General features: G+C 69.3%; 25 protein-coding genes. 7 read left to right on the forward strand and 18 right to left on the reverse strand.

What is annotated here, in order from left to right; all coding sequences use genetic code 11:
- Positions 1-16: 16 nt before the first annotated feature.
- On the forward strand, positions 17-1,036 hold the full coding sequence (locus NP095_RS08640; protein WP_256765924.1) for a zinc-dependent alcohol dehydrogenase family protein: 1,020 nt from the start codon (positions 17-19) through the stop codon (positions 1,034-1,036).
- 16 nt (positions 1,037-1,052) lie between these two features.
- On the opposite strand, the gene NP095_RS08645 is transcribed toward NP095_RS08640, so the two are convergent.
- Together NP095_RS08645 and NP095_RS08650 are read right to left on the reverse strand one after the other, a co-directional pair.
- Entirely contained in the window at positions 1,053-2,267 is a 1,215-nt protein-coding gene (locus tag NP095_RS08645; protein ID WP_249378206.1) for an acyl-CoA dehydrogenase family protein, read from the reverse strand.
- A gap of 14 nt (positions 2,268-2,281) precedes the next feature.
- The gene (locus NP095_RS08650) at positions 2,282-3,553 is read right to left on the reverse strand and encodes an acyl-CoA dehydrogenase family protein (protein WP_256765925.1); all 1,272 of its coding nucleotides are present in this window, start codon (positions 3,551-3,553) and stop codon (positions 2,282-2,284) included.
- A gap of 154 nt (positions 3,554-3,707) precedes the next feature.
- Between NP095_RS08650 and def the strand changes: the two genes are divergently transcribed.
- On the forward strand, positions 3,708-4,313 hold the full coding sequence (gene def, locus NP095_RS08655) for a peptide deformylase (protein ID WP_256765926.1): 606 nt from the start codon (positions 3,708-3,710) through the stop codon (positions 4,311-4,313).
- 6 nt (positions 4,314-4,319) lie between these two features.
- Here def and NP095_RS08660 read toward each other — a convergent pair whose 3' ends face one another.
- Entirely contained in the window at positions 4,320-5,126 is an 807-nt protein-coding gene (locus tag NP095_RS08660; RefSeq protein ID WP_256765927.1) for a TrmH family RNA methyltransferase, read from the reverse strand.
- An 18-nt stretch (positions 5,127-5,144) separates the two neighbouring features.
- Here NP095_RS08660 and NP095_RS08665 point away from each other — a divergent pair, with 18 nt between their 5' ends.
- On the forward strand, positions 5,145-5,672 hold the full coding sequence (locus NP095_RS08665; RefSeq protein ID WP_256765928.1) for a YbhB/YbcL family Raf kinase inhibitor-like protein: 528 nt from the start codon (positions 5,145-5,147) through the stop codon (positions 5,670-5,672).
- 16 nt (positions 5,673-5,688) lie between these two features.
- Here the strand turns inward: NP095_RS08665 and NP095_RS08670 are convergent, their stop codons facing one another.
- The 5 genes from NP095_RS08670 to NP095_RS08690 form a co-directional block, all read right to left on the reverse strand.
- On the reverse strand, positions 5,689-6,399 hold the full coding sequence (locus tag NP095_RS08670; protein ID WP_249378211.1) for a lytic transglycosylase domain-containing protein: 711 nt from the start codon (positions 6,397-6,399) through the stop codon (positions 5,689-5,691).
- A 40-nt stretch (positions 6,400-6,439) separates the two neighbouring features.
- Positions 6,440-7,333, reverse strand: coding sequence for a hypothetical protein (locus NP095_RS08675; RefSeq protein ID WP_256765929.1), 894 nt, complete (start codon positions 7,331-7,333; stop codon positions 6,440-6,442).
- A gap of 112 nt (positions 7,334-7,445) precedes the next feature.
- Complete coding sequence (locus NP095_RS08680) at positions 7,446-8,531, reverse strand: SPFH domain-containing protein (protein WP_249378213.1); 1,086 nt, start codon at positions 8,529-8,531, stop codon at positions 7,446-7,448.
- Positions 8,532-8,981, reverse strand: a complete 450-nt coding sequence (locus NP095_RS08685; RefSeq protein ID WP_249378214.1) for an NfeD family protein — start codon at positions 8,979-8,981, stop codon at positions 8,532-8,534.
- Between the two features lie 9 nt (positions 8,982-8,990).
- Entirely contained in the window at positions 8,991-9,794 is an 804-nt protein-coding gene (locus tag NP095_RS08690; RefSeq protein WP_256765930.1) for an ABC transporter ATP-binding protein, read from the reverse strand.
- 51 nt (positions 9,795-9,845) lie between these two features.
- Between NP095_RS08690 and serB the strand changes: the two genes are divergently transcribed.
- Positions 9,846-11,078: a phosphoserine phosphatase SerB gene (gene serB, locus NP095_RS08695; protein ID WP_256765931.1), complete on the forward strand. Its 1,233-nt coding sequence runs from the start codon at positions 9,846-9,848 to the stop codon at positions 11,076-11,078.
- A gap of 12 nt (positions 11,079-11,090) precedes the next feature.
- Here the strand turns inward: serB and NP095_RS08700 are convergent, their stop codons facing one another.
- Complete coding sequence (locus NP095_RS08700; protein WP_249378217.1) at positions 11,091-11,306, reverse strand: dodecin; 216 nt, start codon at positions 11,304-11,306, stop codon at positions 11,091-11,093.
- Positions 11,307-11,366: 60 nt separating this feature from the next.
- On the opposite strand from NP095_RS08700, the gene NP095_RS08705 reads away from it, so the two are divergent.
- The 3 genes from NP095_RS08705 (at position 11,367) to NP095_RS08715 (ending at position 13,240) form a co-directional block, all read left to right on the forward strand.
- Positions 11,367-11,648 carry a DUF3099 domain-containing protein gene (locus NP095_RS08705; protein WP_249378218.1) on the forward strand — a complete coding sequence of 94 codons (282 nt, stop codon included), beginning with the start codon at positions 11,367-11,369 and terminating at the stop codon, positions 11,646-11,648.
- Positions 11,649-12,389 (forward strand): SURF1 family cytochrome oxidase biogenesis protein, encoded by a 741-nt coding sequence (locus NP095_RS08710; RefSeq protein WP_249378219.1) that lies wholly within the window; start codon positions 11,649-11,651, stop codon positions 12,387-12,389.
- An 86-nt stretch (positions 12,390-12,475) separates the two neighbouring features.
- Positions 12,476-13,240, forward strand: coding sequence for a hypothetical protein (locus NP095_RS08715; RefSeq protein ID WP_256765932.1), 765 nt, complete (start codon positions 12,476-12,478; stop codon positions 13,238-13,240).
- 64 nt (positions 13,241-13,304) lie between these two features.
- Here NP095_RS08715 and NP095_RS08720 read toward each other — a convergent pair whose 3' ends face one another.
- The 9 genes from NP095_RS08720 to NP095_RS08760 form a co-directional block, all read right to left on the reverse strand.
- On the reverse strand, positions 13,305-14,906 hold the full coding sequence (locus NP095_RS08720; RefSeq protein ID WP_256765933.1) for an ABC-F family ATP-binding cassette domain-containing protein: 1,602 nt from the start codon (positions 14,904-14,906) through the stop codon (positions 13,305-13,307).
- A 232-nt stretch (positions 14,907-15,138) separates the two neighbouring features.
- A complete protein-coding gene (locus tag NP095_RS08725; protein WP_146827855.1) occupies positions 15,139-15,498 on the reverse strand; it encodes a metal-sulfur cluster assembly factor in 360 nt (119 codons plus the stop codon).
- Entirely contained in the window at positions 15,495-15,950 is a 456-nt protein-coding gene (gene sufU / locus NP095_RS08730) for a Fe-S cluster assembly sulfur transfer protein SufU (protein ID WP_249378241.1), read from the reverse strand. Before sufU ends, NP095_RS08725 begins: the two co-directional genes overlap by 4 nt.
- 2 nt (positions 15,951-15,952) lie before the next feature.
- Positions 15,953-17,185, reverse strand: coding sequence for a cysteine desulfurase (locus tag NP095_RS08735; RefSeq protein WP_256765934.1), 1,233 nt, complete (start codon positions 17,183-17,185; stop codon positions 15,953-15,955).
- Between the two features lie 2 nt (positions 17,186-17,187).
- Positions 17,188-17,946, reverse strand: coding sequence for a Fe-S cluster assembly ATPase SufC (gene sufC, locus NP095_RS08740; protein WP_256765935.1), 759 nt, complete (start codon positions 17,944-17,946; stop codon positions 17,188-17,190).
- A complete protein-coding gene (locus NP095_RS08745) occupies positions 17,943-18,269 on the reverse strand; it encodes a non-heme iron oxygenase ferredoxin subunit (RefSeq protein WP_249378244.1) in 327 nt (108 codons plus the stop codon). Before NP095_RS08745 ends, sufC begins: the two co-directional genes overlap by 4 nt.
- A complete protein-coding gene (gene sufD, locus NP095_RS08750; protein ID WP_256765936.1) occupies positions 18,266-19,480 on the reverse strand; it encodes a Fe-S cluster assembly protein SufD in 1,215 nt (404 codons plus the stop codon). Before sufD ends, NP095_RS08745 begins: the two co-directional genes overlap by 4 nt.
- A complete protein-coding gene (sufB, locus tag NP095_RS08755; RefSeq protein WP_249378246.1) occupies positions 19,477-20,913 on the reverse strand; it encodes a Fe-S cluster assembly protein SufB in 1,437 nt (478 codons plus the stop codon). Before sufB ends, sufD begins: the two co-directional genes overlap by 4 nt.
- On the reverse strand, positions 20,910-21,593 hold the full coding sequence (locus NP095_RS08760; protein WP_256765937.1) for a helix-turn-helix transcriptional regulator: 684 nt from the start codon (positions 21,591-21,593) through the stop codon (positions 20,910-20,912). The genes sufB and NP095_RS08760 overlap by 4 nt, the downstream gene beginning before the upstream one ends.
- Positions 21,594-21,612 lie beyond the last annotated feature (19 nt).

Here is a 21,612-nt window from a genome sequence, read left to right on the forward strand (position 1 = left end):
TGCCATCCTTGCACGCATGCGCGCGACAGTCCTTCACTCCCCCGGCGACATCCGACTCGACACCGTTCCCGATCCGGTCCTCGAAGCTGACACCGACGCGATCGTGCGCGTCGTGGCTTCGTGCGTCTGCGGTAGCGACCTGTGGCCCTACCGCGGACTCAACAAGCCGCAGACCGAGCCGCACCAGATCGGCCACGAGCAGGTCGGCATCGTCGAGAGCGTCGGCACGGACGTCTCCGGCATCTCCGTGGGCGACTTCGTGATCGCCCCGTTCATGTACAGCGACAACACGTGCGTGCACTGCCGCAACGGCGTGCAGACCTCGTGCGTCAACGGCGGCGGCTACGTCGGCTGCCAGGCCGAGCTGGTCCGCGTCCCGCAGGCCGACGGCACCCTCGTCACCGTTCCCGGTGAGGTCGACGACGCGCTGCTGCCGCACCTGCTGGCGCTGACCGACGTCTTCCCGACGGGCCACCATGCCGCCTTCGGCGCGGGCGTGACGACCGGCTCCACCGTCGCCGTGGTCGGCGACGGCGCCGTCGGCCTCAGCGCCGTCCTGGCCGCCAAGCGGCTCGGCGCCGCGACCGTCGTGGCCATGTCCCGTCACGAGGACCGCCAGCAGCTGGCCCGGCGCTTCGGCGCCGACCACATCGTCGAGACCCGCGGCAAGGAGGGTGCGGCCGAGGTGCGCGAGATCCTCGACGGCATCGGCGCGGACGCGGTGCTCGAGTGCGTCGGCACCGGCGAGTCCATGAAGCAGGCGTTCCTGTCGTTGCGTCCCGGCGGCACGGTCGGCTACGTCGGCGTGCCCCACGGCGTCGAGCTCAACGTGCCGGCCATGTTCGGTCGCAACCAGGCGCTGGCCGGCGGCGTGGCGCCCGTCCGTCGCTACCTCGACGAACTGCTGCCCGAGGTGCTCTCGGGCGCGCTGACGCCCGGCGACGTCTTCGACCGGACGTTCGCGCTGGACGACGTCGCCGACGCCTACCGGGCGATGGACGAGCGGACCGCGATCAAGGCGATGCTGAAGCCCTGATCGCGGCCCCTCGGGGTCACTTCAGCTGCGAGCTGTTCAGGCCCAGCAGTCGTCGCGCGATGATCAGCTGCTGGATCTGCTGCGTGCCCTCGAAGATGTCGAGGATCTTGGAGTCGCGCGCCCACTTCTCGAGGAACTCGGTCTCGCTGTAGCCCAGCGAGCCGGCCAGCTCGACGCACTTGAGCGTGATCTCGTTGCCCGAGCGGCCGGCCTTCGCCTTGGCCATCGACGCCTGCAGTGAGTTGGCCTGACGGTTGTCGGCCATCCAGGCGGCCTCGAGCGTCAGCAGCAGCGCGGCCTCCCAGTCGGCCTCCATCTGCAGGAACGTCGCGACGACGTGCGGCTGGAGCGCGGGCGAGCGGTCGTAGTCGATCGTCAGCCCCGCCTTCTCGATGAGGTCACGCATGACCTCCAGCGAGGCGCGCGCGCAGCCGACGGCCATGCCGGCCACGAGCGGACGGGTGTTGTCGAACGTCGCCATCGCGCCGGCGAAGCCCTGCTTGGTGTCGATCTCGGGACTGCCCAACAGGTTCTCGGCCGGGACGCGGCAGTTGTCCAGGACGATCACCGCGGTGTCCGAGGCACGGATGCCGAGCTTGTGCTCGAGCCGCTCGACCCGGATGCCCGGCAGCGACTTCGGGACGACGAACGACTTCACCGCGGCACGGCCGAGGCTCTTGTCGAGGGTGGCCCAGACGACGACGGAGTCCGATCGCTCACCGGAGGTGACGAAGATCTTCTCGCCGTTGAGGATGTAGTGGTCGCCGTCCTTGATGGCCGTCGTCTTGATGGCCGCCGAGTCCGAGCCGAAGCTGGGCTCGGTGATCGCCATCGAGGCCCACGTGCCCTTGAACTTCTCGAGCTGCTCGTCGGTGGCGACCGACGCGATGGCCGAGTTGCCCAGGCCCTGACGCGGCATCGACAGCAACAGGCCGACGTCGCCCCAGCACATCTCGATGACGGACAGGACCGACGCCATGTTGGTGGCGTTGCGGACGCCCTGGTCCTTCTTGGCGCTGTCCTTGACGCGGACGCCGGCGGCACCGGCGCCGGTGCTGTTGCCCGACTCGTTGAGGCCGTCGATCAGCGAGGCCAGGAGGTCGAGCTCCTTGGGGTAGCTGTGCTCGGCCAGGTCGTACTTGCGCGAGTTGGCGCGCAGGAACTCGTTGGCGACGTCGTGTGCCTGCTGGACGAAGCCACGGAACTTCTTGGGGGTCTCGAGGTAGATCATGATCTGTCCCGTCCTCAGATGAGGACTGCTCCTTCCATCACGCCGACGGCACGCAGATCGCGGTACCACCGTTCCACCGGGTGCTCCTTGACGAAGCCGTGACCGCCGAGCATCTGGACACCGTCGGTGCCGATCTTCATGCCGTACTCGGTCGCCAGGCGCCGGGCCAGCGCGGTCTCGCGGGCGAAGTCGCTGCCGCGCTCGGCGCGCGACGCGGCCTTCAGCGTGACCAGCCGCATGCCCTCCAGCTCGATCGCCATGTCGGCGACGGTGAAGGCCACGGCCTGGCGGTAGGCGATCGGCTCGCCGAAAGCCTCACGGGTGACGACGTACTCCTTGACGTACTCGAGCACCGACTTGCCGGTGCCGAGCGCGAGACCGGCCCAGGCGAGCCGCGAGAGGCGGATCATCGTCCGGTAGTCGTCGGGGGTGCCCAGGATCGCGTCCTCGCCGACATGGACGTCGGTCAGCTGGATCCGCGAGAGCCCAGCGGCCCGCAGGCCCATGCCCGGATCGGCGGCGACGGCGACGCCGTCGGTGTTGGCCTCGACGATCACCATCGACGGGCCGCGGCCCTCGACGTCGGCGGCGATGACCAGCAGCTCGGCCTCGGCGCCGCGGACGGCGCCGGACTTGAGCCCATTGAGGACGTAGCCGCCCGAGGTGCGCCGGGCGACGGTGCTCAGCGTCAGCGGGTCGAACATCGGCAACGGCTCCGCGACGACCAGGGCCGCCGCGGGGACGTCGCCCTCGGTGAACGACGGCAGGTAGGTCTGCTGCTGACCCTCGGTGCCCCACAGCGAGATCGCGGTGGCGACGGCCGACGGCGCGAGGCAGGCGACGGCCTGGCCCATGTCACCGTGCGCCAGCGCCTCGGCGACCAGCACGCCGGTGACGGCCGACCGCTCCTCGGCCAGGCCACCCAGCGACTCGGGGATGTTGATCAGCGACAGTCCGAACTCGGCGGTCTGGGCCAACACCTCCTTGGGGGTGTCGTCGGCGTGCTCGGCCTGCTCGGCACCGGGGCGCAGCACCTCGGCGGCGAACTCGGAGATGACGTCGACCATCATCTGCTGGTCCTCGGTCGGCGTCAGGTCGAAGACGCCCGACGGCCGTGCCGCCGCAGGACGGTCGCCCTGGGCCTTGCCGGAGACCTTCGTGAACGACCGCTGGGCGGCGCCGATGGCCTGGAAGCTGGTCTTGGTGGTGCCGTGGACCGCGCGTTCGGCGAACTTGCGCAACCCGAAACGGTCGAGCGTCTCTGACGCGGCCAGTTTGTTCAGCACGCGAAGCCCGTAGGCCATGGGATCTGTGCCCGCCACATTCACTCCCTCGGTGAGATGTTGAAACTTCAGTTTACAGTTTCACATACCGAGAGTATCTGAATCCAACTCCAGTTGCCAGTGAATCCGCGTGTCGCCGTCATGGATATGGTGAGACGTGCCCGAAACGCCCTCCGCCGACCAGTCCCGACCCCTTCCCACGGGTGGTTCCGTCCGCCCGATCACGCGCTGGGGAACCCCCGTCATGCACCACGAACTTCGAGACGTCACGGAGTTCGACGACGAGCTCGCGACGCTCGTGGCCGACATGGTCGCCACGATGTACGCCGCCGAGGGCGTGGGACTGGCCGCGAACCAGGTGGGCGTCGACCTGAAGGTCTTCGTCTTCGACTGCCCCGACGACGACATGCAGCGGATCACCGGCGTCGTCTGCAACCCGGTCCTGCGCCTGCCCGACGGCGCCGACCGCAAGCTCGACGTCCACGACGAGGGCTGCCTCTCGCTGCCCGGCGCCTTCACCGAGTGCGCTCGCCCCGACCACGCCTGGGTCACCGGCGTCGACCACCACGGCGAGCCGGTCGAGTTCGAGGGAACCGGCCTGCTGGCGCGCTGCCTGCAGCACGAGACGGACCACCTCTTCGGCACCGTCTTCGGCGACCGGGTGCCCGAGAAGGCGCGCAAGAAGCTCTACAAGCAGCACCAGGCGCTGGCCGACGAGTACGCCGAGGACTGGCCGGTCGGCGAGGAGCCCGAGGCGGAGTGACGCCCGTCAGGCCCGACCGGGCCTGAACTCCCAGCAGGCGATCGCCGTCGAGGCGGCGACGTTGAGGGAGTCGATGCCTGCGGCCATCGGGATGATGATCCGATGGTCCGCCTCGCGCTGCCAGTGCTCGCTCAGGCCGGGCCCCTCCGAGCCCACGATCACGGCGGCCCGCTCGGCCGGCTCGATCGCGTCGATGGCGACGGCGTCGTCGGCCAGCGTCATCGCGTACGACGTGAACCCGTGCTCACGCAGCAGCGCCGGGGCGCCGTACCAGTCCTCGATCCGCGCCCACGGCAGCGAGAACACCGCACCCATGGCGACCTTGATCGAGCGCCGGTAGAGCGGGTCGGCGCAGCGCGGCGACAACAGGACACCGTCGAAGCCCAGCGCCGCCACGTTGCGCATGATCGCGCCGATGTTGGTGTGATCCACCAGGTCTTCAGCGACGAGGACCCGCTTCGCCGCGGCCAGGACGTCGGCGATGCTGCGCTCAGCCGGACGATGCATCGCCGCGAGCGCGCCGCGGTGCACGTGGAAGCCGGTGACCCGCTCGATCGACTTCTCATCGAGGACGTAGGCCGGCGCGTCCGTGCGCTCGAGGACCTCGGCGAGGTTGTCGAGCCACCGGGGCGCCAACAGGAAGGACTTCGGCTCGTGGCCGGCGGCGACCGCGCGGTGGATGACCTTCTCGCCCTCGGCGATGTAGATCCCGCGCTCGTGCTCGACCGTGGTGCGCAGCTGCACGTCCCTCAGGTCGGTGTAGTCACGGAGCCGCTCGTCGCGGGGATCGTCGAGTGCGATGAGGTCGGCCACCGCACTAGGTTAGGTGCCATGAGCCTCGACCGACCCGTGACTCCCGATCCGTACCCGCTGCTGCCCGCGGCCGAGACCTTCACCGTCGTCAGCAGCGACGTCACCGACGGCGAACGACTCAAGCTCGATCAGGTCAACGCGCACGGCGACACCTCCCCCCACCTGTCGTGGAGCGGCGCGCCCGAGGGGACGAAGTCCTACGTCGTGACCTGCTTCGATCCGGACGCCCCGATCGTGTCCGGCTTCTGGCACTGGGTGGCCGTCGACATCCCCGCCGACGTCACCGAGCTGGCTGCGGGAGCCGGCGCCGGCGACGACTCACTGCCCGGGAACGCCTTCCACGTGCGCAACGACGGCGGCGGCCTGAACTTCATGGGCGCCGCTCCCCCGGAGGGCGACCAGGTGCACCGCTACTTCTTCGTGGTCCACGCCGTCGGCGAGGAGACGCTGGGCGTCGACGCGTCCGTCTCCCCCGCCGTCGTCGGCTTCAACCTCGCGTTCAAGACCTTGGGCCGCGCGATCATCCACGGCACCTGGCGGTCCTGACCCGGCTCGCCGGCGGCTACTTCGCGTAGCTGTCGGCGATGCTGCGCACCTTGTCGACGTACGCCATCGAGTTGTTGTAGGCGAAGACGCCCTTCACCCATCCGCCACCGGACAGGTCGCGCTCGTGCGCGCACAGGTGACGCGCCGCGCCGAGGGCGGCGTCGTCGATGTCGTGCGGGTTCGCCTCGCCGTCTCCGTCGGCATCCCCGCCGTACTGGTCCCACGAGGACGTGAGGAACTGGAACGGGCCCACCGCGCGGTCCCACTTCTCGTCGCCGTGCAGCGCGGTCGACTCCTTGGTCGCCTTGATCGCCCGCGTGCCGTCCTTGCCGTTGAGCGGCGGGCCGATGATCCGCTTGCTGGACACGCCCGCGGCGTCGAGACCGGCGCCGCCCAGCGTGCCGTGGGCCGACTCGACCGAGCCGACGCCGGCGAGCGTGTTCCAGCGGAGCCGGCACTCGGGCTGCTCCTCGCGCTGGCTGATCTCCGTGCGGGCGTACGCCTGCATCGCGCGGACCGGGATCTGCCGGTCGGCCGCCGTCCTGGTGACCCAGTCCTCGTCGGGCTCGGTGGTCGAGCCGTCGGCGAGCGGGACCTCCTCGGCCAGCTGGGCCGCGGGTCCGCTGATCGGATCGTCGTCCGTGCGGTCGATGACGAGCCAGGCCACGACGATCGCCACCGTGGCCAGCACGGCAGCACCGAGAAGCATCATCCGGGGGCGGGTCATGCTCCCACTGTGCCAAGGCGTCCCAACATCGCGGGCCGGCTCAGTCGTCGTCGACCCAGTCCGGCTGGGGGCGTGACTCGGGCGGCTCCCAGCGGCCACAGAGCCGCGGACCGGGGCGTGCGGACTCGACACAGCTCTGGCCGACGACGAACGTCGCGGCGTTCTGGAGCGATGACGTCCGGAAGCTGGAGTCCCAGGGTGGCCTGACCACCTTGGTGCCCGTCTTGCCGTCCTCGGTCGAGTACGACACCTCGAGGCGCCAGTCGAAGTCGCCTTGCGTGGCGGAGGCCTTCACGTCGATCGTCTCGGTCTCCCCACCCTCGACGAAGAGGGAGGGAGGCGGGACCGGCCGTCCCGCGCCATCGACCCAGGTGGCGGTCTCGTCGTCCAGGGCCACGAACAGGTACCGGACGTCCAACGTCCCGCCGAGGCCGCCATCGGGAATGACGTGGAGGCGTCGCAACGGATCCCGCCGCGACACGACATCGACCGCGATGCGGTTGATGTTGATCCGTTCACCGGAGCTGCTTCCCAGTTGCACCCGGACCACGCTCTGACCTGCGTCGACGGCGCCGCGCCCGTACCCGTCCGCGAACGTGTCGAACGTGGGGACCGCGTCTCCGTCCGCGTGATCCCTCGGGATCGGAGCCGACTCGGCGTTCTCAGCCCACAAGAACGTGCCCACGAAGGCTTGCTGGAGCTCGGACTCGAACGAGTCGGCGGCGAGCACCGTCACCTCGAGCTCGGGCCGGCCCAGGATGCGTGACCCGGTGTCGACCAGTCCCGGCATCGCGGCGTTGACGCCCCACGCCAACATCAGGCCGGCGACGGTCAGCACCAGCGCCTTGACCCGCGTCGAGGCGCTCCGCCACCGTCCGGCCTCCCGATCGCCGCCGGGCCGGCGCCGTGCGCCGCGCGTGCGTGTCCGTGCCATGCAGCCTCCCCCTCAGACCCCAAGAGCCGGACGCACCGTCGTGGATACGTCCGGCTCCTGGGTTCAGTCTGCGAGCGGCAGGAGGAAGGGGGAAGCCCTCGAGTCGAGTCCGTCAGGCGGGCGGCTGGTCCGTCGGCGGCTCGTCCTTGGTCGAGACCGGGGACTCGGCCTGCTTGGCCGCGCGGATGGCCTCCTCGACGGCACTGCTGGTGCCCTCCGGCTCGGCCGACGTCTCGGTGTCGACCGGCTCGTCGAGATCCACCCGCTTGTGCGAGCCGCCGCCGTCGACCGGGATCGACCCGACGACGTTGCCGATGGAGCTCAGGGCGGCGGTGACCTCGGCCGGGATGATCCAGGTCGAGGCGTTGTGGCCCTGGGCGATCTTCGGCAGGGTCTGCAGGTACTGGTACGAGAGCAGCTTCTGGTCGGGGTTGCCGTCGTGGATCGCCTGGAAGACGGTCTCGATGGCACGGCCCTCGCCCTGCGCAGTCAGGATCGCCGCGGTCTTCTCGCCCTCCGCGTTCAGGATCGCCGCGGTCTTCTGACCCTCGGCGGTGAGGATCGCTGCCTGCTTCTGGCCCTCGGCGCTGAGGATCGCCGACTGACGCTCACCCTCGGCCGTGAGGATGGCCGCGCGCTTGTCGCGCTCGGCGCGCATCTGCTTCTCCATGGCGTCGATGATGGTCGGCGGCGGATCGATGCTCTTGAGCTCGACCCGGCTGACCTTGATGCCCCACCGGCCGGTGGCCGCGTCGAGCTCGGCACCCAGGCTGCGGTTGATCTGGTCGCGGCTGGTCAGCGCGTGCTCGAGCGTCATGCCGCCGATGATGTTGCGCAACGTGGTCGTCGTGAGCTGGTGGATGCCCTCGATGTAGTTGACGATCTCGTAGGTCGCGGCGACCGGGTTGTTGACCGTGTACAGGATGACCGTGTCGATCTCGACCGTCAGGTTGTCCTCGGTGATGACGCCCTGCGGCGGGAACGAGACGACCTGCTCACGCTGGTCGACCCGGTACTTGACGCGGTCGATGAACGGCACGATCAGGTGCGGCCCGGGAGTCAGGGTCGTGCGGTACTTGCCGAGTCGCTCGACGATCCCGGCGAAGTTCTGCGGGATGATCTTCAGACTCATCGCGGCGGTGGCGATCAGCAGGACCACCAGCAGGATGAAGAACACCACCAGTGCGTTCTCGAACATTCAGCTCTCCTTCCGGACGACGCGGGCGATCGCACCGTCGATGGCGGCGACGAGCAGCTCGTCGCCAGGTTCGTAGACAGCCTCGGGGTCCACGGGGCGCGCGGTCCAGAAGACGTCGCCGATCAGGACGCGGCCGGCGAGCCGGTTGACCTCCTCCTCGACGATCGCCGAGTGACCGACGAGACCGTGCTGGCCGGCCGGGAGCGACGGACCGTCGTAGAGCCGCGCGACGATGCGCGGCCGGACGAGCGCCAGCAGGGCGACGGAGACGACGCCGAAGAGCGCCAGCGGGATGGCCAGCGGCGCGCCGGCGACGGCGGCCACGGCGGCCGAGAAGGCCGCGATGCCGAACATGAGGAAGATGAGCTCGCCGCTGGCCAGCTCGATGAGGCACAGGATCACGCCGAGCGCGGTCCACGTGACCCAGATGTCGTCCCCGAACCAGTCCATGGCCCCCTCCTAGTTCGCTCGGTGCCGCGCCGGTGGGCGGCGGGCCGAGTAGCGTCCGGCATCGTGACTGACCTCGAGCCGCTGCCGGAAGGCGGTCGTGAGGTTCTGCGAGGTGAGCGTGTCCTCGATCGGTCCGGCGGCGACGACGCGGCCGGCCGAGAGTAACAGCGCGTGAGTGAATCCGGGGGCGATCTCCTCGAGATGGTGCGACACCATCACGAGCGAGGGGCCGTTCGGGTCGGACGCGAGCGCCTCGAGGCTCTCGACGAGATCCTCACGGGCGCCGACGTCCAGGCCGGCGGCCGGCTCGTCCAGGAGGACGACCTCGGGATCGGTCATGAGGGACCGGGCCAGCAGGACCCGCTTCTTCTCGCCCTCGGAGAGGGTGCCGAAGGTGCGGTCGGCCAGGCCAGCGATGCCCAGCTCGGCCAGCATCGCCATGGCGCGGCGGTGGTCCTCGTCGTCGTACTCCTCGTTCCAGCGGCCGAGGACGGCGTACGCGGCGGAGAGGATGAGATTGCGGACCGTCTCGGTGGACGGCACGCGCTCGGCGATGGCGGCGCTGGTGTGGCCGATGCGCGGCCGAAGCTCGAAGACGTCGACGGCACCCAGACGCTCACCGAGGATCTCGGCCGTCCCCGAGGTGGGGAACATGTTGGCCGAGGCCACCTGCAGCAAGGTCGTCTTGCCGGCGCCGTTGGGGCCGACGATGACCCAGTGCTCCCCCGGCTCGACGCGCCACGAGACATGGTCCAGCAGCGGCTTGCCCGATCGCACGATCGTGACGTCGGTCAGGTCGAACACGGCGGTCACACGACCAACCTATCCGGTGGGGTGCAACGAGTTGGGGATACCCTCGACACGATGAGCACGCCGGCTGCCGAACACGTCCCCACCCTGCATCTGACCGCCCCGACGGTGCTGGTCACCTTCAGCGGTCCCGACCGCTCCGGCGTGTCCACCCGGGTCTTCTCCGCGCTGGACGATCACGGGGTCGAGGTCATCGACGTCGAGCAGCTCGTGGTCCGCGGCCGGCTGGTCCTGAGCGTGCTGGTCACCACCCCCGAGGACCTCCCCCGGTTCGAGTCCGACATGACGCGCGTGGGCGCCGAGCTCGGCCTCGAGGTGGAGTCGGTCCACGGCACCGGCGACAACCGGCCCCGCCGCGTGGGTCGGTCGCAGGTCGTCGTGCTGGGCGCTCCGCTGATGCCCGACGCGCTGGCCGCCCTGACCGAGGGCATCAACCAGCTCGGCGGCAACATCGACCGCATCGTGCGGATGGCCCGCTACCCCGTCACCGCGATCCGGATGGAGGTCTCGGGCGCCGATCCCGACGCGCTGCAGTCCGAGCTCGCGGCGATCGGGCACCGGTACGGCACCGACGTGGCCGTGCAGGAGCACGGGATCCTGCGCCACGCGCAGCGCCTGGTCGTGATGGATGTGGACTCGACCCTGATCCAGGGCGAGGTCATCGAGATGCTCGCGGCGCACGCCGGCTGCGAGGAGGCCGTCGCCGAGGTCACCGAGCGCGCGATGCGCGGCGAGCTGGACTTCTCCGAGTCCCTGCACGAGCGCGTGGCCCAGTTGCGCGGCGTGCCCGAGTCCGCCCTGGACGAGGTCTACGGCGGCCTCGAGTACACCCCCGGCGCGCGCACCATGATCCGCACGCTCAAGCGGCTGGGCTACCGGTTCGCGCTCGTCAGCGGCGGCTTCACCCAGATCATCGAGCGGATCGCCGCCGATCTGGACATCGACTACTTCGCGGCCAACGAGCTGGAGGTCCGCGACGGCGAGCTGACCGGCCGGGTCGTCGGGCGCGTCGTCGACCGCGCGGGCAAGGCCGACGCGCTGCGCTCCTTCGCGGGCCAGGCCGGCATCAACGTCCGCAACACCGTGGCCATCGGCGACGGCGCCAACGACCTGGACATGCTGGCCGCGGCCGGGCTGGGGATCGCGTTCAACGCGAAACCCCTCGTGCGCGACCAGGCGCAGACGTCCGTGAACGTGCCGTACCTCGACGCGATCGTCTACCTCATGGGCATCACGCGCGAGGAGGTCGAGGCGGCCGACGCCGCTGACGGGACCGCCTCGACCTGATGCGGCGGGCTCCTACTCGTCGTCCTCGAGACGGAAGCCCAGCTTCATGGTGACCTGGTAGTGCTCGACCTCACTGTCGACGATCTGCCCGCGGATCCCCACGACCTCGAACCAGTCGAGGTGACGCAGGGTCTGGGCGGCGCGGGCGATGCCGCTGTCGATGGCTTCGCTGACCCCGTCCGGGGACGTTCCGACGATTTCGGTGACGCGGTAGGTGCGGTTGCTCATGAGCCCATCGTTGCACCGCCGGGCCGCTGACGGGCGGGAGCCACGGCGTAGACTCTGGGCATGGCACGCGGCGACTCCGAAGAGGTCCACTCGATCACGAGTGCGCGCGAGCCCCACAGCGCCCAGGTCGACCACCGCGAGCGCAACTACCTCATCTCGATGGCCATCCGCGTGGCGTGCTTCCTGTCCTTCGTGGCCGTCGACCACTGGATCCGCTGGGTCCTGCTGCTCGGCGCGGTCGTCCTCCCGTACATCGCCGTTGTGATCGGCAACTCCGCCATCCGCAATCCGGGCGACGGCCCGTCCCCGTTCGGCGTGGACCGCAAGGAACTGGACGGCTAGGTGTTCCGCTTCCTTCTGAGCCCGCGTTGGATCGGGCTGGCGGTCTTCGTCGTGGCCATGGCGACCACGTCGTACGTCCTCGGTGGGTGGCAGTACGACCGCTGGGAGCAGCGCAAGGCCGACAACGCCATCGTCGAGGCCAACCTCGACGCCGAGCCCGCTCCTGTCTCGGACGTGCTGGCCGACGGCTGGAACCCCGACCTCGAGTACCGCACGGTCACGGCCACCGGCACGTTCGACTCCTCGCGCGAGGTCACGGTGCGCTTCGCCCACCGCGACGGCCAGCCGGGCGTCCAGGTGATCACTCCCCTGCGACTCGCCGACGGCCGAGTCGTCCTGGTCGATCGCGGCTGGATCCAGGGCCCGCGCAACGGCGAGGCGCCCGAGGACGTCCCCCCGGCACCCAGCGGCCCCATCACGATCACGGGTTGGCTGCAGCCGGCCAGCACGGCCGACACGGCCGCGACGACACCGCGCGACGGCCAGGTCCGCGCCGTCAACGGCGCCCGCTGGACGGAGTTCCTCGGCGCCGAGCCCCTCCCTGGCTACGTCGCCCTGACCGAGCCGAAGCAGGAAGGCCTGGAAGGTCCGGTCGATCCCGACCTCGGCACCGGACCGCACCTGTTCTACTCGATGCAGTGGTACTTCTTCATGGCCCTCGCGCTGCTCGGCTATGTGCTCTTCGTCCGCGCCGAGCTGCGTGAGCGCCGCACCCCCACGAGCGAGACCGCCGCGAGTTAGGGCAAACGTCTCATTTCTGTCCTCGCCGTCCCCTAGGTTCGGGTGAGCCCCCGGACACGCCGGTGGACAACCCCCGAGGGACACACATGAACAAGAAGTTGAAGGTCGCTGCTGTTGCGTCCGCCGCCGCGATGCTCCTGGTCGGCTTCAGTGGCGGTGGCGCCCAGGCCGCCAAGTGGATCACCGGATCGCAGGTCAAGAACGAGTCGCTGACCGGCGCCGACATCAAGAACGGATCGCTCGGCCAGAAGGAGCTCTCCGCCGGCATCCAGCAGCGCCTCGCCGAGGTCAAGAAGCTCAAGGCCCTCAAGAACGGCGTCGACGGCAAGCCCGGGACCAACGGCGCCGACGGCAAGGACGGCGTCGACGGCAAGGACGGCACGGACGGCGTCGACGGCAAGGACGGCACGGACGGCGTCGACGGCACGAATTTCGAGCTGACCTACGCCAACACGTTCCCCCAGGTCACGATCGCCAACATCGGCGGCAGCTTCGCATCGCGCGCCACCACGGTCGGCTCGTTCGAGCTGCCCGCCGGCAAGTACCTCGTCCAGACCGATGCGCTGTTCCGTCACAACGGCACGACGCCCACCGCCGCTCCGTCGCTGCAGGCCGCGCTGCGCGTCGCCGACGACAGCGCCTGGGGCCTGGACGCCGGCTCGATCTTCGCGACCCTGCCGGGCGCGACGGCGTACGAGCGCGAGGCCCAGGGCACGTCGCTGCGCGTCATCACCCTGACCGAGACCAAGACCGTCAAGGTCTCGGCGTTCGGCTACAACCCCGACGGCTCCGCTGCCGGCAGCGGCGGCTTCGCGGCTGACATCACCGTCGCCGTGCAGAAGGTCGGCTGACCAGCACCTGCGCCAACGCCGCGGCCCCGCCACCTTCGGGTGGCGGGGCCGCGGTCGTAGGTCGTCAGGCCAGGCTGACCAGGTCGGCGTAGGTGTCGGACCAGAGGTCCTCCTCCCCGTCGGGCAGCAGCAGCACCCGGTCGGGCTCCAGCGCGTGCACCGCGCCCTCGTCGTGGGTCACCAGCACGATCGCGCCCTCGTAGGAGCGGATCGCCGCCAGCACCTCCTCGCGTGACGCGGGGTCCAGGTTGTTGGTCGGCTCGTCCAGCAGCAGCACGTTGGCGCTCGAGACGATGAGGCTGGCCAGCGCCAACCGGGTCTTCTCGCCACCGGACAGCACGCCCGCCGGCTTCGCGGTGTCGTCGCCGGTGAACAGGAACGAGCCCAGGACGCTGCGCGCCTCGGCGTCGTTCAGGTGCGGCGCGGCGCTCTGCATGTTCTCCAGCACCGTGCGCGAGGTGTCGAGCGTCTCGTGCTCCTGGGCGTAGTAGCCGATCTTGAGGCCGTGGCCGGGGATGATCTCGCCGGTGTCGGACTCGTCGACCCCGCCCAGCAGGCGCAACAGCGTGGTCTTGCCCGCACCGTTGAGCCCGAGGATCACGACGCGACTGCCGCGGTCGATCGCCAGGTCGACGTCGGTGAAGATCTCCAGCGACCCGTACGACTTGGACAGGCCCGTCGCCATGAGCGGGGTCTTGCCGCAGGGCGCGGGCTTGGGGAACGCGATCTTGGCGACCTTGTCGACGGCGCGCACGTCCTCGAGTCCGGCCATCATCTTCTCGGCGCGCTTGAGCATCTGCTGCGCCGCGGTCGCCTTGGACGCCTTGGCGCGCATCCGGTTGCCCTGGTCGATGAGTCGCTCGGCCTGCTTCATGGTGATGGCGCGCTCACGCTTGCGGCGGGCCTCGTCGGCCTCGCGCTGCTTGAGGTAGGCACGCCAGCCCATGTTGTAGATGTCGATCTGACCGCGGTTGGCGTCGAGGTAGAAGACCTTGTTGACGGTCTCCTCGACGAGCTCGACGTCGTGGCTGATGACCACGAAGCCGCCGTTGAAGTTCTTCAGGAAATTGCGCAGCCACACGATGGAGTCGGCGTCCAGGTGGTTCGTCGGCTCGTCGAGCAGCAGGATGTCGGCGTCGGAGAACAGGATCCGCGCCAGCTCGATGCGGCGGCGCTGACCACCGGACAGCGTGCTGAGGGGCTGCTCGAGGACCCGCTCGGGCAGGCCGAGCGCAGTGGCGATCGTCGCCGCCTCGGACTCGGCCGCGTAGCCGCCACCGGCTCCGAACTCCGCGTCGGCACGTGAGTAGCGCCGCATGGCGTCCTCGGCCACCGCGGCGTCCTCGGACGCCATCTCCTTCTCGGCCTGGCGCATCCGGCGCAGCGCGTCGTCGAGACCACGAGCCGCCAGGATGCGGTCACGCGCCGTGACGCTGGGGTCGCCGACGCGGGGGTCCTGCGGCAGGTAGCCGACGGTGCCCGTGCGGGTGATGGTCCCCTCGGCGGGCTCGCCACCGGCGCCGGCCAGCATCTTGGTCAAGGTGGTCTTGCCGGCGCCGTTGCGGCCGACGAGGCCGATCTTGTCGCCCTTGGCGACCTGGAAGGAGACGTCGGACATCAGGACGCGCGCGCCGAAGCGCAGCTCCACGTGGGAAGCGGTGATCATGGAAAAGCCTTCGTGAGGGGTGGACGGGCGAGGACGCAGGGGTCGAGCAGAGGCTCGCGCGTCACTCCAGCCGGATCATGTCCACCGAAGCAGTCTACGGACCGATCCCCCGCGAGGCGAAATCGTCCTGCTGCGCACTACGCACTTTTGGAAACGGATCCACGTTCTGATCGCTCAGGGACGTGGATCCGTTTCCAAAAGTGGAGGATGGAGCGGCCGTGGTCAGCCGATGTCAGCCGATGTTGAAGCCGAGGGCGCGGAGCATCTCGCGGCCGTCGTCGGTGATCTTGTCCGGGCCCCACGGCGGCATCCAGACCCACTCGATCCGGAAGTCGTTGACGAGGCCGTCGAGCGCGGCGCGGGTCTGGTCCTCGATGACGTCGGTCAGCGGGCAGGCCGCGGACGTCAGGGTCATCTGCAGGATCGTGTTGCTGTGCTCGTCGGTGTGGACGCCGTAGACGAGGCCCAGGTCGACGACGTTGATGCCGAGCTCGGGGTCGACGACGTCCTTCATCGCCTCCCAGATGTCCTCGTCACTCGTGGCGCCGGGCTGCACCGTGACGTCGGGCAGATCGCTGTGGTCAGTGGTCATGAATCCTCCTTGGCCGAAGCCTGGGCGACGGCGTCCTTCCAGGCCATCCAGGACAACAGGGCGCACTTGACGCGTGCCGGGAACTGCGCGACGCCCGCGAAGGCGATGCCGTCCTCGAGCACGTCCTCGTCAGGTTCGACCTGACCGCGGCCCTGCATGAGCTCCTGGAAAGCATCGAGTGTGGTCAGTGCGTCGCCGACAGCCTTGCCGACGACCAGGTCGTTCAACACCGAGGCGGACGCCTGGCTGATGGAGCAGCCGGCCGCGTCGTACGACACGTCGGCGACCTGCTCGCCCTCCAGATGGACGCGCAGGGTGATCTCGTCACCGCACGTGGGGTTCACGTGATGGACCTCGGCCTCGAAGGGCTCGCGCAGGCCCGCCCCGTGCGGGTTCTTGTAGTGGTCCAGGATGATCTCCTGGTACAGCGCATCGACGTTGGAAGCGTTCATTCTCAGGCTCCGAAGTACGACTGGGTGTGGCGGATCCCCGCGACGAGCGCGTCGATCTCGGCCTCGGTCGTGTACAGGTAGAACGACGCACGCGTCGTGGACTGGACGCCGAAGCACTGGTGCAACGGCTTGGCGCAGTGGTGACCCGCGCGCACGGCGACGCCCTGCGAGTCGAGCAACTGGGCCACATCGTGCGGGTGGACGCCGTCGATGGTGAAGCTGATCGCTCCCCCGCGGTCGACCGGCTCCTTGGGGCCGATGATCGTGACACCGGGCAGCTCGTTCATCGCGCTCAGTGCGTACGCGGTGATCTGCTGCTCGTGCGCCGCGACGTTCTCCATGCCGAGATCGGTCAGGTAGTCGACCGCGGCGCCGAGACCGACCGCCTGCGCGATCGGCGGCGTGCCCGCCTCGAACCGGTGCGGCGGCGCGGCGAAGGTCGTGCGCTCCATCGACACGGTCTCGATCATCTCGCCACCGCCGAGGAACGGAGGCAGCTCGGCGAGCAGGTCGTAGCGACCCCACAGGACGCCGATGCCGGTCGGACCGACCATCTTGTGGCCCGTGAACGCGACGAAGTCGGCGCCCAGCGCGGCCACGTCGACCGGAAGCTGCGGCACGGCCTGCGACGCGTCGATGACGACCAGCGCACCCACCTCGCGGGCGCGCCGGACGATCTCGGCGACGGGGTTGATCGTGCCGAGCATGTTCGACACCCACGTGACCGCGACGACCTTGGTGCGCTCGGTCAGCGTGTGCGAGTCCAGGTCGAGACGACCCTCGGGCGTGACGCCGTACCAGGCCAGGTCGGCGCCGGTGCGCTGCGTGAGCAGCTGCCACGGCACGAGGTTGGAGTGGTGCTCCATCTGGGTCACCACGACCTCGTCCCCCGGACCGACGCGGCCGCCGTCGCCCAGGACTCGCGCCACCAGGTTGAGCGCCTCGGAGGCGTTCTTGGTGAACACGATCTCCTCGCGACGGGGCGCGCCGATGAAGGCCGCGACCTTGTCCCGGCCCAGCTCGAAGGCCTCGCTGGCCTCCGCGCCGAGCTGGTGCATCGCTCGCGCGACGTTGGCGTTGTGCTCGAGGTAGTGACGCTCGATCGCCTCGACGACCTGACGCGGCTTCTGCGACGTGTTGGCGCTGTCCAGGTACACCAGAGGGCGGTCTCCCGCCATCGTCCTGGACAGGATGGGGAAGTCCTTGCGGATCGCCTCGACGTCGTAGCCGGTCATGATCAGAGAGCCGCCTTGAGGAACTTGTCGTAGCCCGAGACCTCGAGCTCCTCGGCGAGCTCCCTGCCGCCGGTCTCGGCCAGACGACCCGCGACGAAGACGTGCACGTAGTCGGGGTTGATGTAGTTCAGGATGCGCGTGTAGTGCGTGATCAGCAGCACGCCGCGGTCACCCTGGGCCGAGTAGCGGTTGACGCCGTCGGAGACGACGCGCAGGGCGTCGATGTCCAGGCCGGAGTCGGTCTCGTCGAGGATCGCGAACTTCGGGTTGAGCAGCTCGAGCTGGGCGATCTCGTGGCGCTTCTTCTCGCCGCCGGAGAAGCCCTCGTTGACCGAGCGCTGGGCGAAGGTCGGGTCGAGCGTCATGCGCTCGAGCACCGCGTTGACGTCCTTGACCCACGTGCGCAGCTTGGGGGCCTCGCCATCGATGGCGGTCTTGGCGGTGCGCAGGAAGTTCGCGACCGAGACGCCGGGGACCTCGACGGGGTACTGCATGGCCAGGAACAGGCCGGCGCGGGCGCGCTCGTCGACGCTCATCTCCAGCAGGTTCTCGCCGTCGAGGAGGACCTCGCCGTCGGTGACCGTGTACTTCGGGTGCCCGGCGATCGAGTACGCGAGGGTCGACTTGCCGGAGCCATTCGGCCCCATGATCGCGTGGACCTCGCCGGAGTTGATGGTCAGATCGACGCCGCGGAGGATCTCCTTGGCGCCGCCCTCGGTGTCGACGGACACGTGGAGGTTCTTGATCTCCAGGGTGCTCATGCGTTTTCTCCTTGGTTGGGGAGGTCGACCCAGACGGTCTCTCCCTCGATCTTGGTCTGGTAGACGGGGACAGGTTCGGTGGCCGGGAGGCCCAGCGCCTTGCCGGTGCGCAGGTCGAAGCGCGACCCGTGCAGGAAGCACTCGATCTCGCAGCCCTCGACGTCACCGTCGGAGAGCGGGATCTCGGCGTGCGAGCACCAGTCCTGGATGCAGTAGACGGTGTCACCGTCGCGCACCAGGGCCAGGTCGTGCCCTTCGAACTCGATGCCCAGGGCGGCGCCCTCGGGGACGTCGGCGAGCTTCGCCACCTCGCGGAAGGTCATTCGCTCACCGCCGCGGGCGTGCCGACCACCGCGGCCAGCTCGTCCTCGATGGCGGCCATCAGGCGCTCCTGCAGGTCCTCGACACCGATGCGGCGGATGATGTCGTTGAAGAACCCGTGGACGACGAGGCGCTTGGCCTCGGTCGGGTCGATGCCGCGGCTCTGCAGGTAGAACAGATGCTCGTCGTCGAAGCGGCCCGTGGTCGACGCGTGACCGGCCCCGGCGATGTCGCCGGTCTCGATCTCGAGGTTCGGCACGGAGTCGGCGCGGGCGCCGTCGGTCAGGACGAGGTTGTCGTTCTGCTCGAACGTGTCGATGCCCTCGGCGATCTTGCGGATCAGGACGTTGCCGATCCACACGGTGTGCGCGTCCTGGCCCTGCAGCGCGCCCTTGTACTCGACGTTGCTGCGGGTCTTGGGCGCCGTGTGGTCGACGAACTGACGGTGCTCGAGGTGCTGACCGGCGTCGGCGAAGTAGACGCCGAGCAGGTCGACGCTGCCACCGGTGCCCCGGTAGTCGACGTTGGTCGACGAGCGGACGAGGTCGCCACCGAGCGTGAACTCGAAGAAGCGGACCGCGGCGTCACGGCCGACGCTGATGCCGTTCTGCACGGCGTGGACCGTGTCGTCGTTCCAGTCGGCCAGGTTCACGACGTCCAGCTGCGCGCCGTCGCCGATGACGTAGGTGACGGTGCTGGCGTAGGTCGCCGAGCCGACGTGGTCGAACAGGATCGTGGCCTTCGAGAAGGGCGCGACCTTGACCACGACGTGGCCCCAGACGGTCTGCTCGGTGGACGCACCGCTGATCGTGAAGCGCGCGGGCGTGTCCAGCTCGCCGTCGATGGAGAGCAGAGTCGCTCCCCCGGCGTTCTGGACGGCCAGTGCCGAGAGGCGGTCCAGCGGCGCGATGCCGCCGATCGCCTTGGCCTCGTCGGTGGTGATCGTGCTCAGCGTCGCGCCGGCCGGGAGCTCGTCCTTCCACTCCAGGCGCGCGTCCGACGGCACCCCGTCGAGCAGGCCGCGCAGGCGCTTGAGCGGCGTGAAGCGCCAGATCTCCTCGAGGCCCGTGGGCTTCGGGTGGGCCTCGACGTCGTACGACGGCTCGGGGTGCAGGTGGCTCTGGACATGGTCCAGCTCCAGCGCTGCGGCCATCTGGTCGCCCTCCTCCCCAGCCATTCGCTCGTCACCCACAACGGGAGTCAAGGCGGTCATCCCACAGCACCTTCCATTTGCAGTTCGATGAGTCGGTTCAGTTCCAGCGCGTACTCCATGGGCAGCTCGCGAGCGATGGGCTCGACGAAGCCTCGGACGATCATCGCCATGGCCTCGTCCTCACCCATGCCGCGCTGCATGAAGTAGAAGAGCTGGTCGTCGCTGACCTTGGAGACGGTCGCCTCGTGGCCGAGGGTCACGTCGTCCTCGCGGACATCGACGTACGGGTAGGTGTCCGAGCGGCTGATCTGGTCGACGAGCAGCGCATCGCACTTGACCGTGCTGGCCGAGCCGAAGGCACCCTCGTTGACCTGGAGCAGGCCGCGGTAGGACGTGCGGCCGCCGCCACGGGCGACGGACTTGCTCAGGATCGAGCTCGACGTGTTCGGCGCGACGTGGACCATCTTGGCGCCGGTGTCCTGGTACTGGCCCTCGCCGGCGAAGGCGATCGACAGCGTCTCGCCCTTGGCGCCCTCGCCCATCAGGTAGACGGCCGGGTACTTCATGGTGACCTTGGAGCCGATGTTGCCGTCGACCCACTCCATCGTGGCGCCGGCTTCGCACGTGGCGCGCTTGGTGACCAGGTTGTACACGTTGTTCGACCAGTTCTGGATCGTCGTGTAGCGGACGCGAGCGCCCTTCTTCACGATGATCTCGACGACCGCGGAGTGCAGCGAGTCGGTCTTGTAGATCGGCGCCGTGCAGCCCTCGACGTAGTGGATGTAGGAATCCTCGTCGGCGATGATTAGCGTCCGCTCGAACTGGCCCATGTTCTCGGTGTTGATCCGGAAGTAGGCCTGCAGCGGGATGTCGACGTGGACGCCCTTGGGCACGTAGATGAACGAGCCGCCGGACCACACGGACGTGTTCAGCGCGGCGAACTTGTTGTCGCCGACCGGGATCACGGTGCCGAAGTACTCCTGGAAGAGCTCGGGGTGCTCCTTCAGCGCGGTGTCGGTGTCGAGGAAGATGACGCCCTGCTGCTCCAGGTCCTCACGGATCTGGTGGTAGACGACCTCGGACTCGTACTGAGCGGCGACACCGGAGACCAGGCGCTGCTTCTCGGCCTCGGGGATGCCGAGGCGGTCGTACGTGTTCTTGATGTCCTCGGGCAGGTCGTCCCACGTGGTCGCCTGCTTCTCGGTCGACCGGACGAAGTACTTGATGTTGTCGAAGTCGATCTGGTCCAGATCGGCGCCCCACGTCGGCATCGGCTTGCGGTTGAAGAGCTTGAGGCCCTTCAGGCGCAGGTCGAGCATCCACTGGGGCTCGCTCTTCTTGGCCGAGATGTCGCGCACGACGGCCTCGCTGAGGCCGCGCTGCGCGCTGGCTCCGGCGACGTCGGCGTCGTGCCAACCGAACTCGTAGTTGCCGACTTCCTTCAAACCCGGGTTCAGGTCTTCGATCGAGGTCGTGTCGTTCGTGGTCGTCATGGCGACTCCCCTTCGTGGTGGGACACAGTGCTGGTGGTCTGGGTGGCGCGCGGCAGGTGCGTGGTGCACACGCCGTCGCCGTGGGCGATGGTGGCGAGTCGCTGGACATGGGAGCCCAGCAGGTCCGCGAAGACCTCGGTCTCGGCCTCGCACAGTTGGGGGAACTCCTCGGCGACGTGAGCCACCGGGCAGTGGTGCTGGCAGATCTGCTCTCCCAGCGGGGTCGAGCTGGCCGAGGCGGCGAAGCCGTCGTCGGTGAGGGCCTTGGCCAGCACCGATGCCTGCTCTTCGACCGGGACGCCGGACAGCAGCCGCTCGTAGCGGTTGCGGAAGTCGGCGAGCCGGTGCCGGGCGAAGTCCATGACGGCGGTGTCGCCGCCGGTGGCGCGCAGGAAGCGCAGCGCCTCGGCGGCGAGGTCGTCGTAGGAGTGGGCGAACGTGTCGCGACCGGCGGCGGTCAGGGCGAACACGCGGGCCGGGCGGCCGCGGCGCCGCTGGCCGCGGATGCGCTCCTCGTGCGACTCGACGAGACCCTGCTCGACGAGGTGCTCGAGGTGGCGGCGGACGGCCGCGGGCGTGAGTCCGAGGCGGGAGGCCAGGCTCGTGGCGGTGCTCGGGCCGTTCTCCAGAATGCTCTCGGCCACGCGATCGCGCGTGGAGAGGTCGTCGACGGACGACACCTCTTGATCCACGCTCACG

Source organism: Aeromicrobium duanguangcaii (assembly GCF_024508295.1).
GTDB classification, from domain to species: Bacteria; Actinomycetota; Actinomycetes; order Propionibacteriales; family Nocardioidaceae; genus Aeromicrobium; species Aeromicrobium duanguangcaii.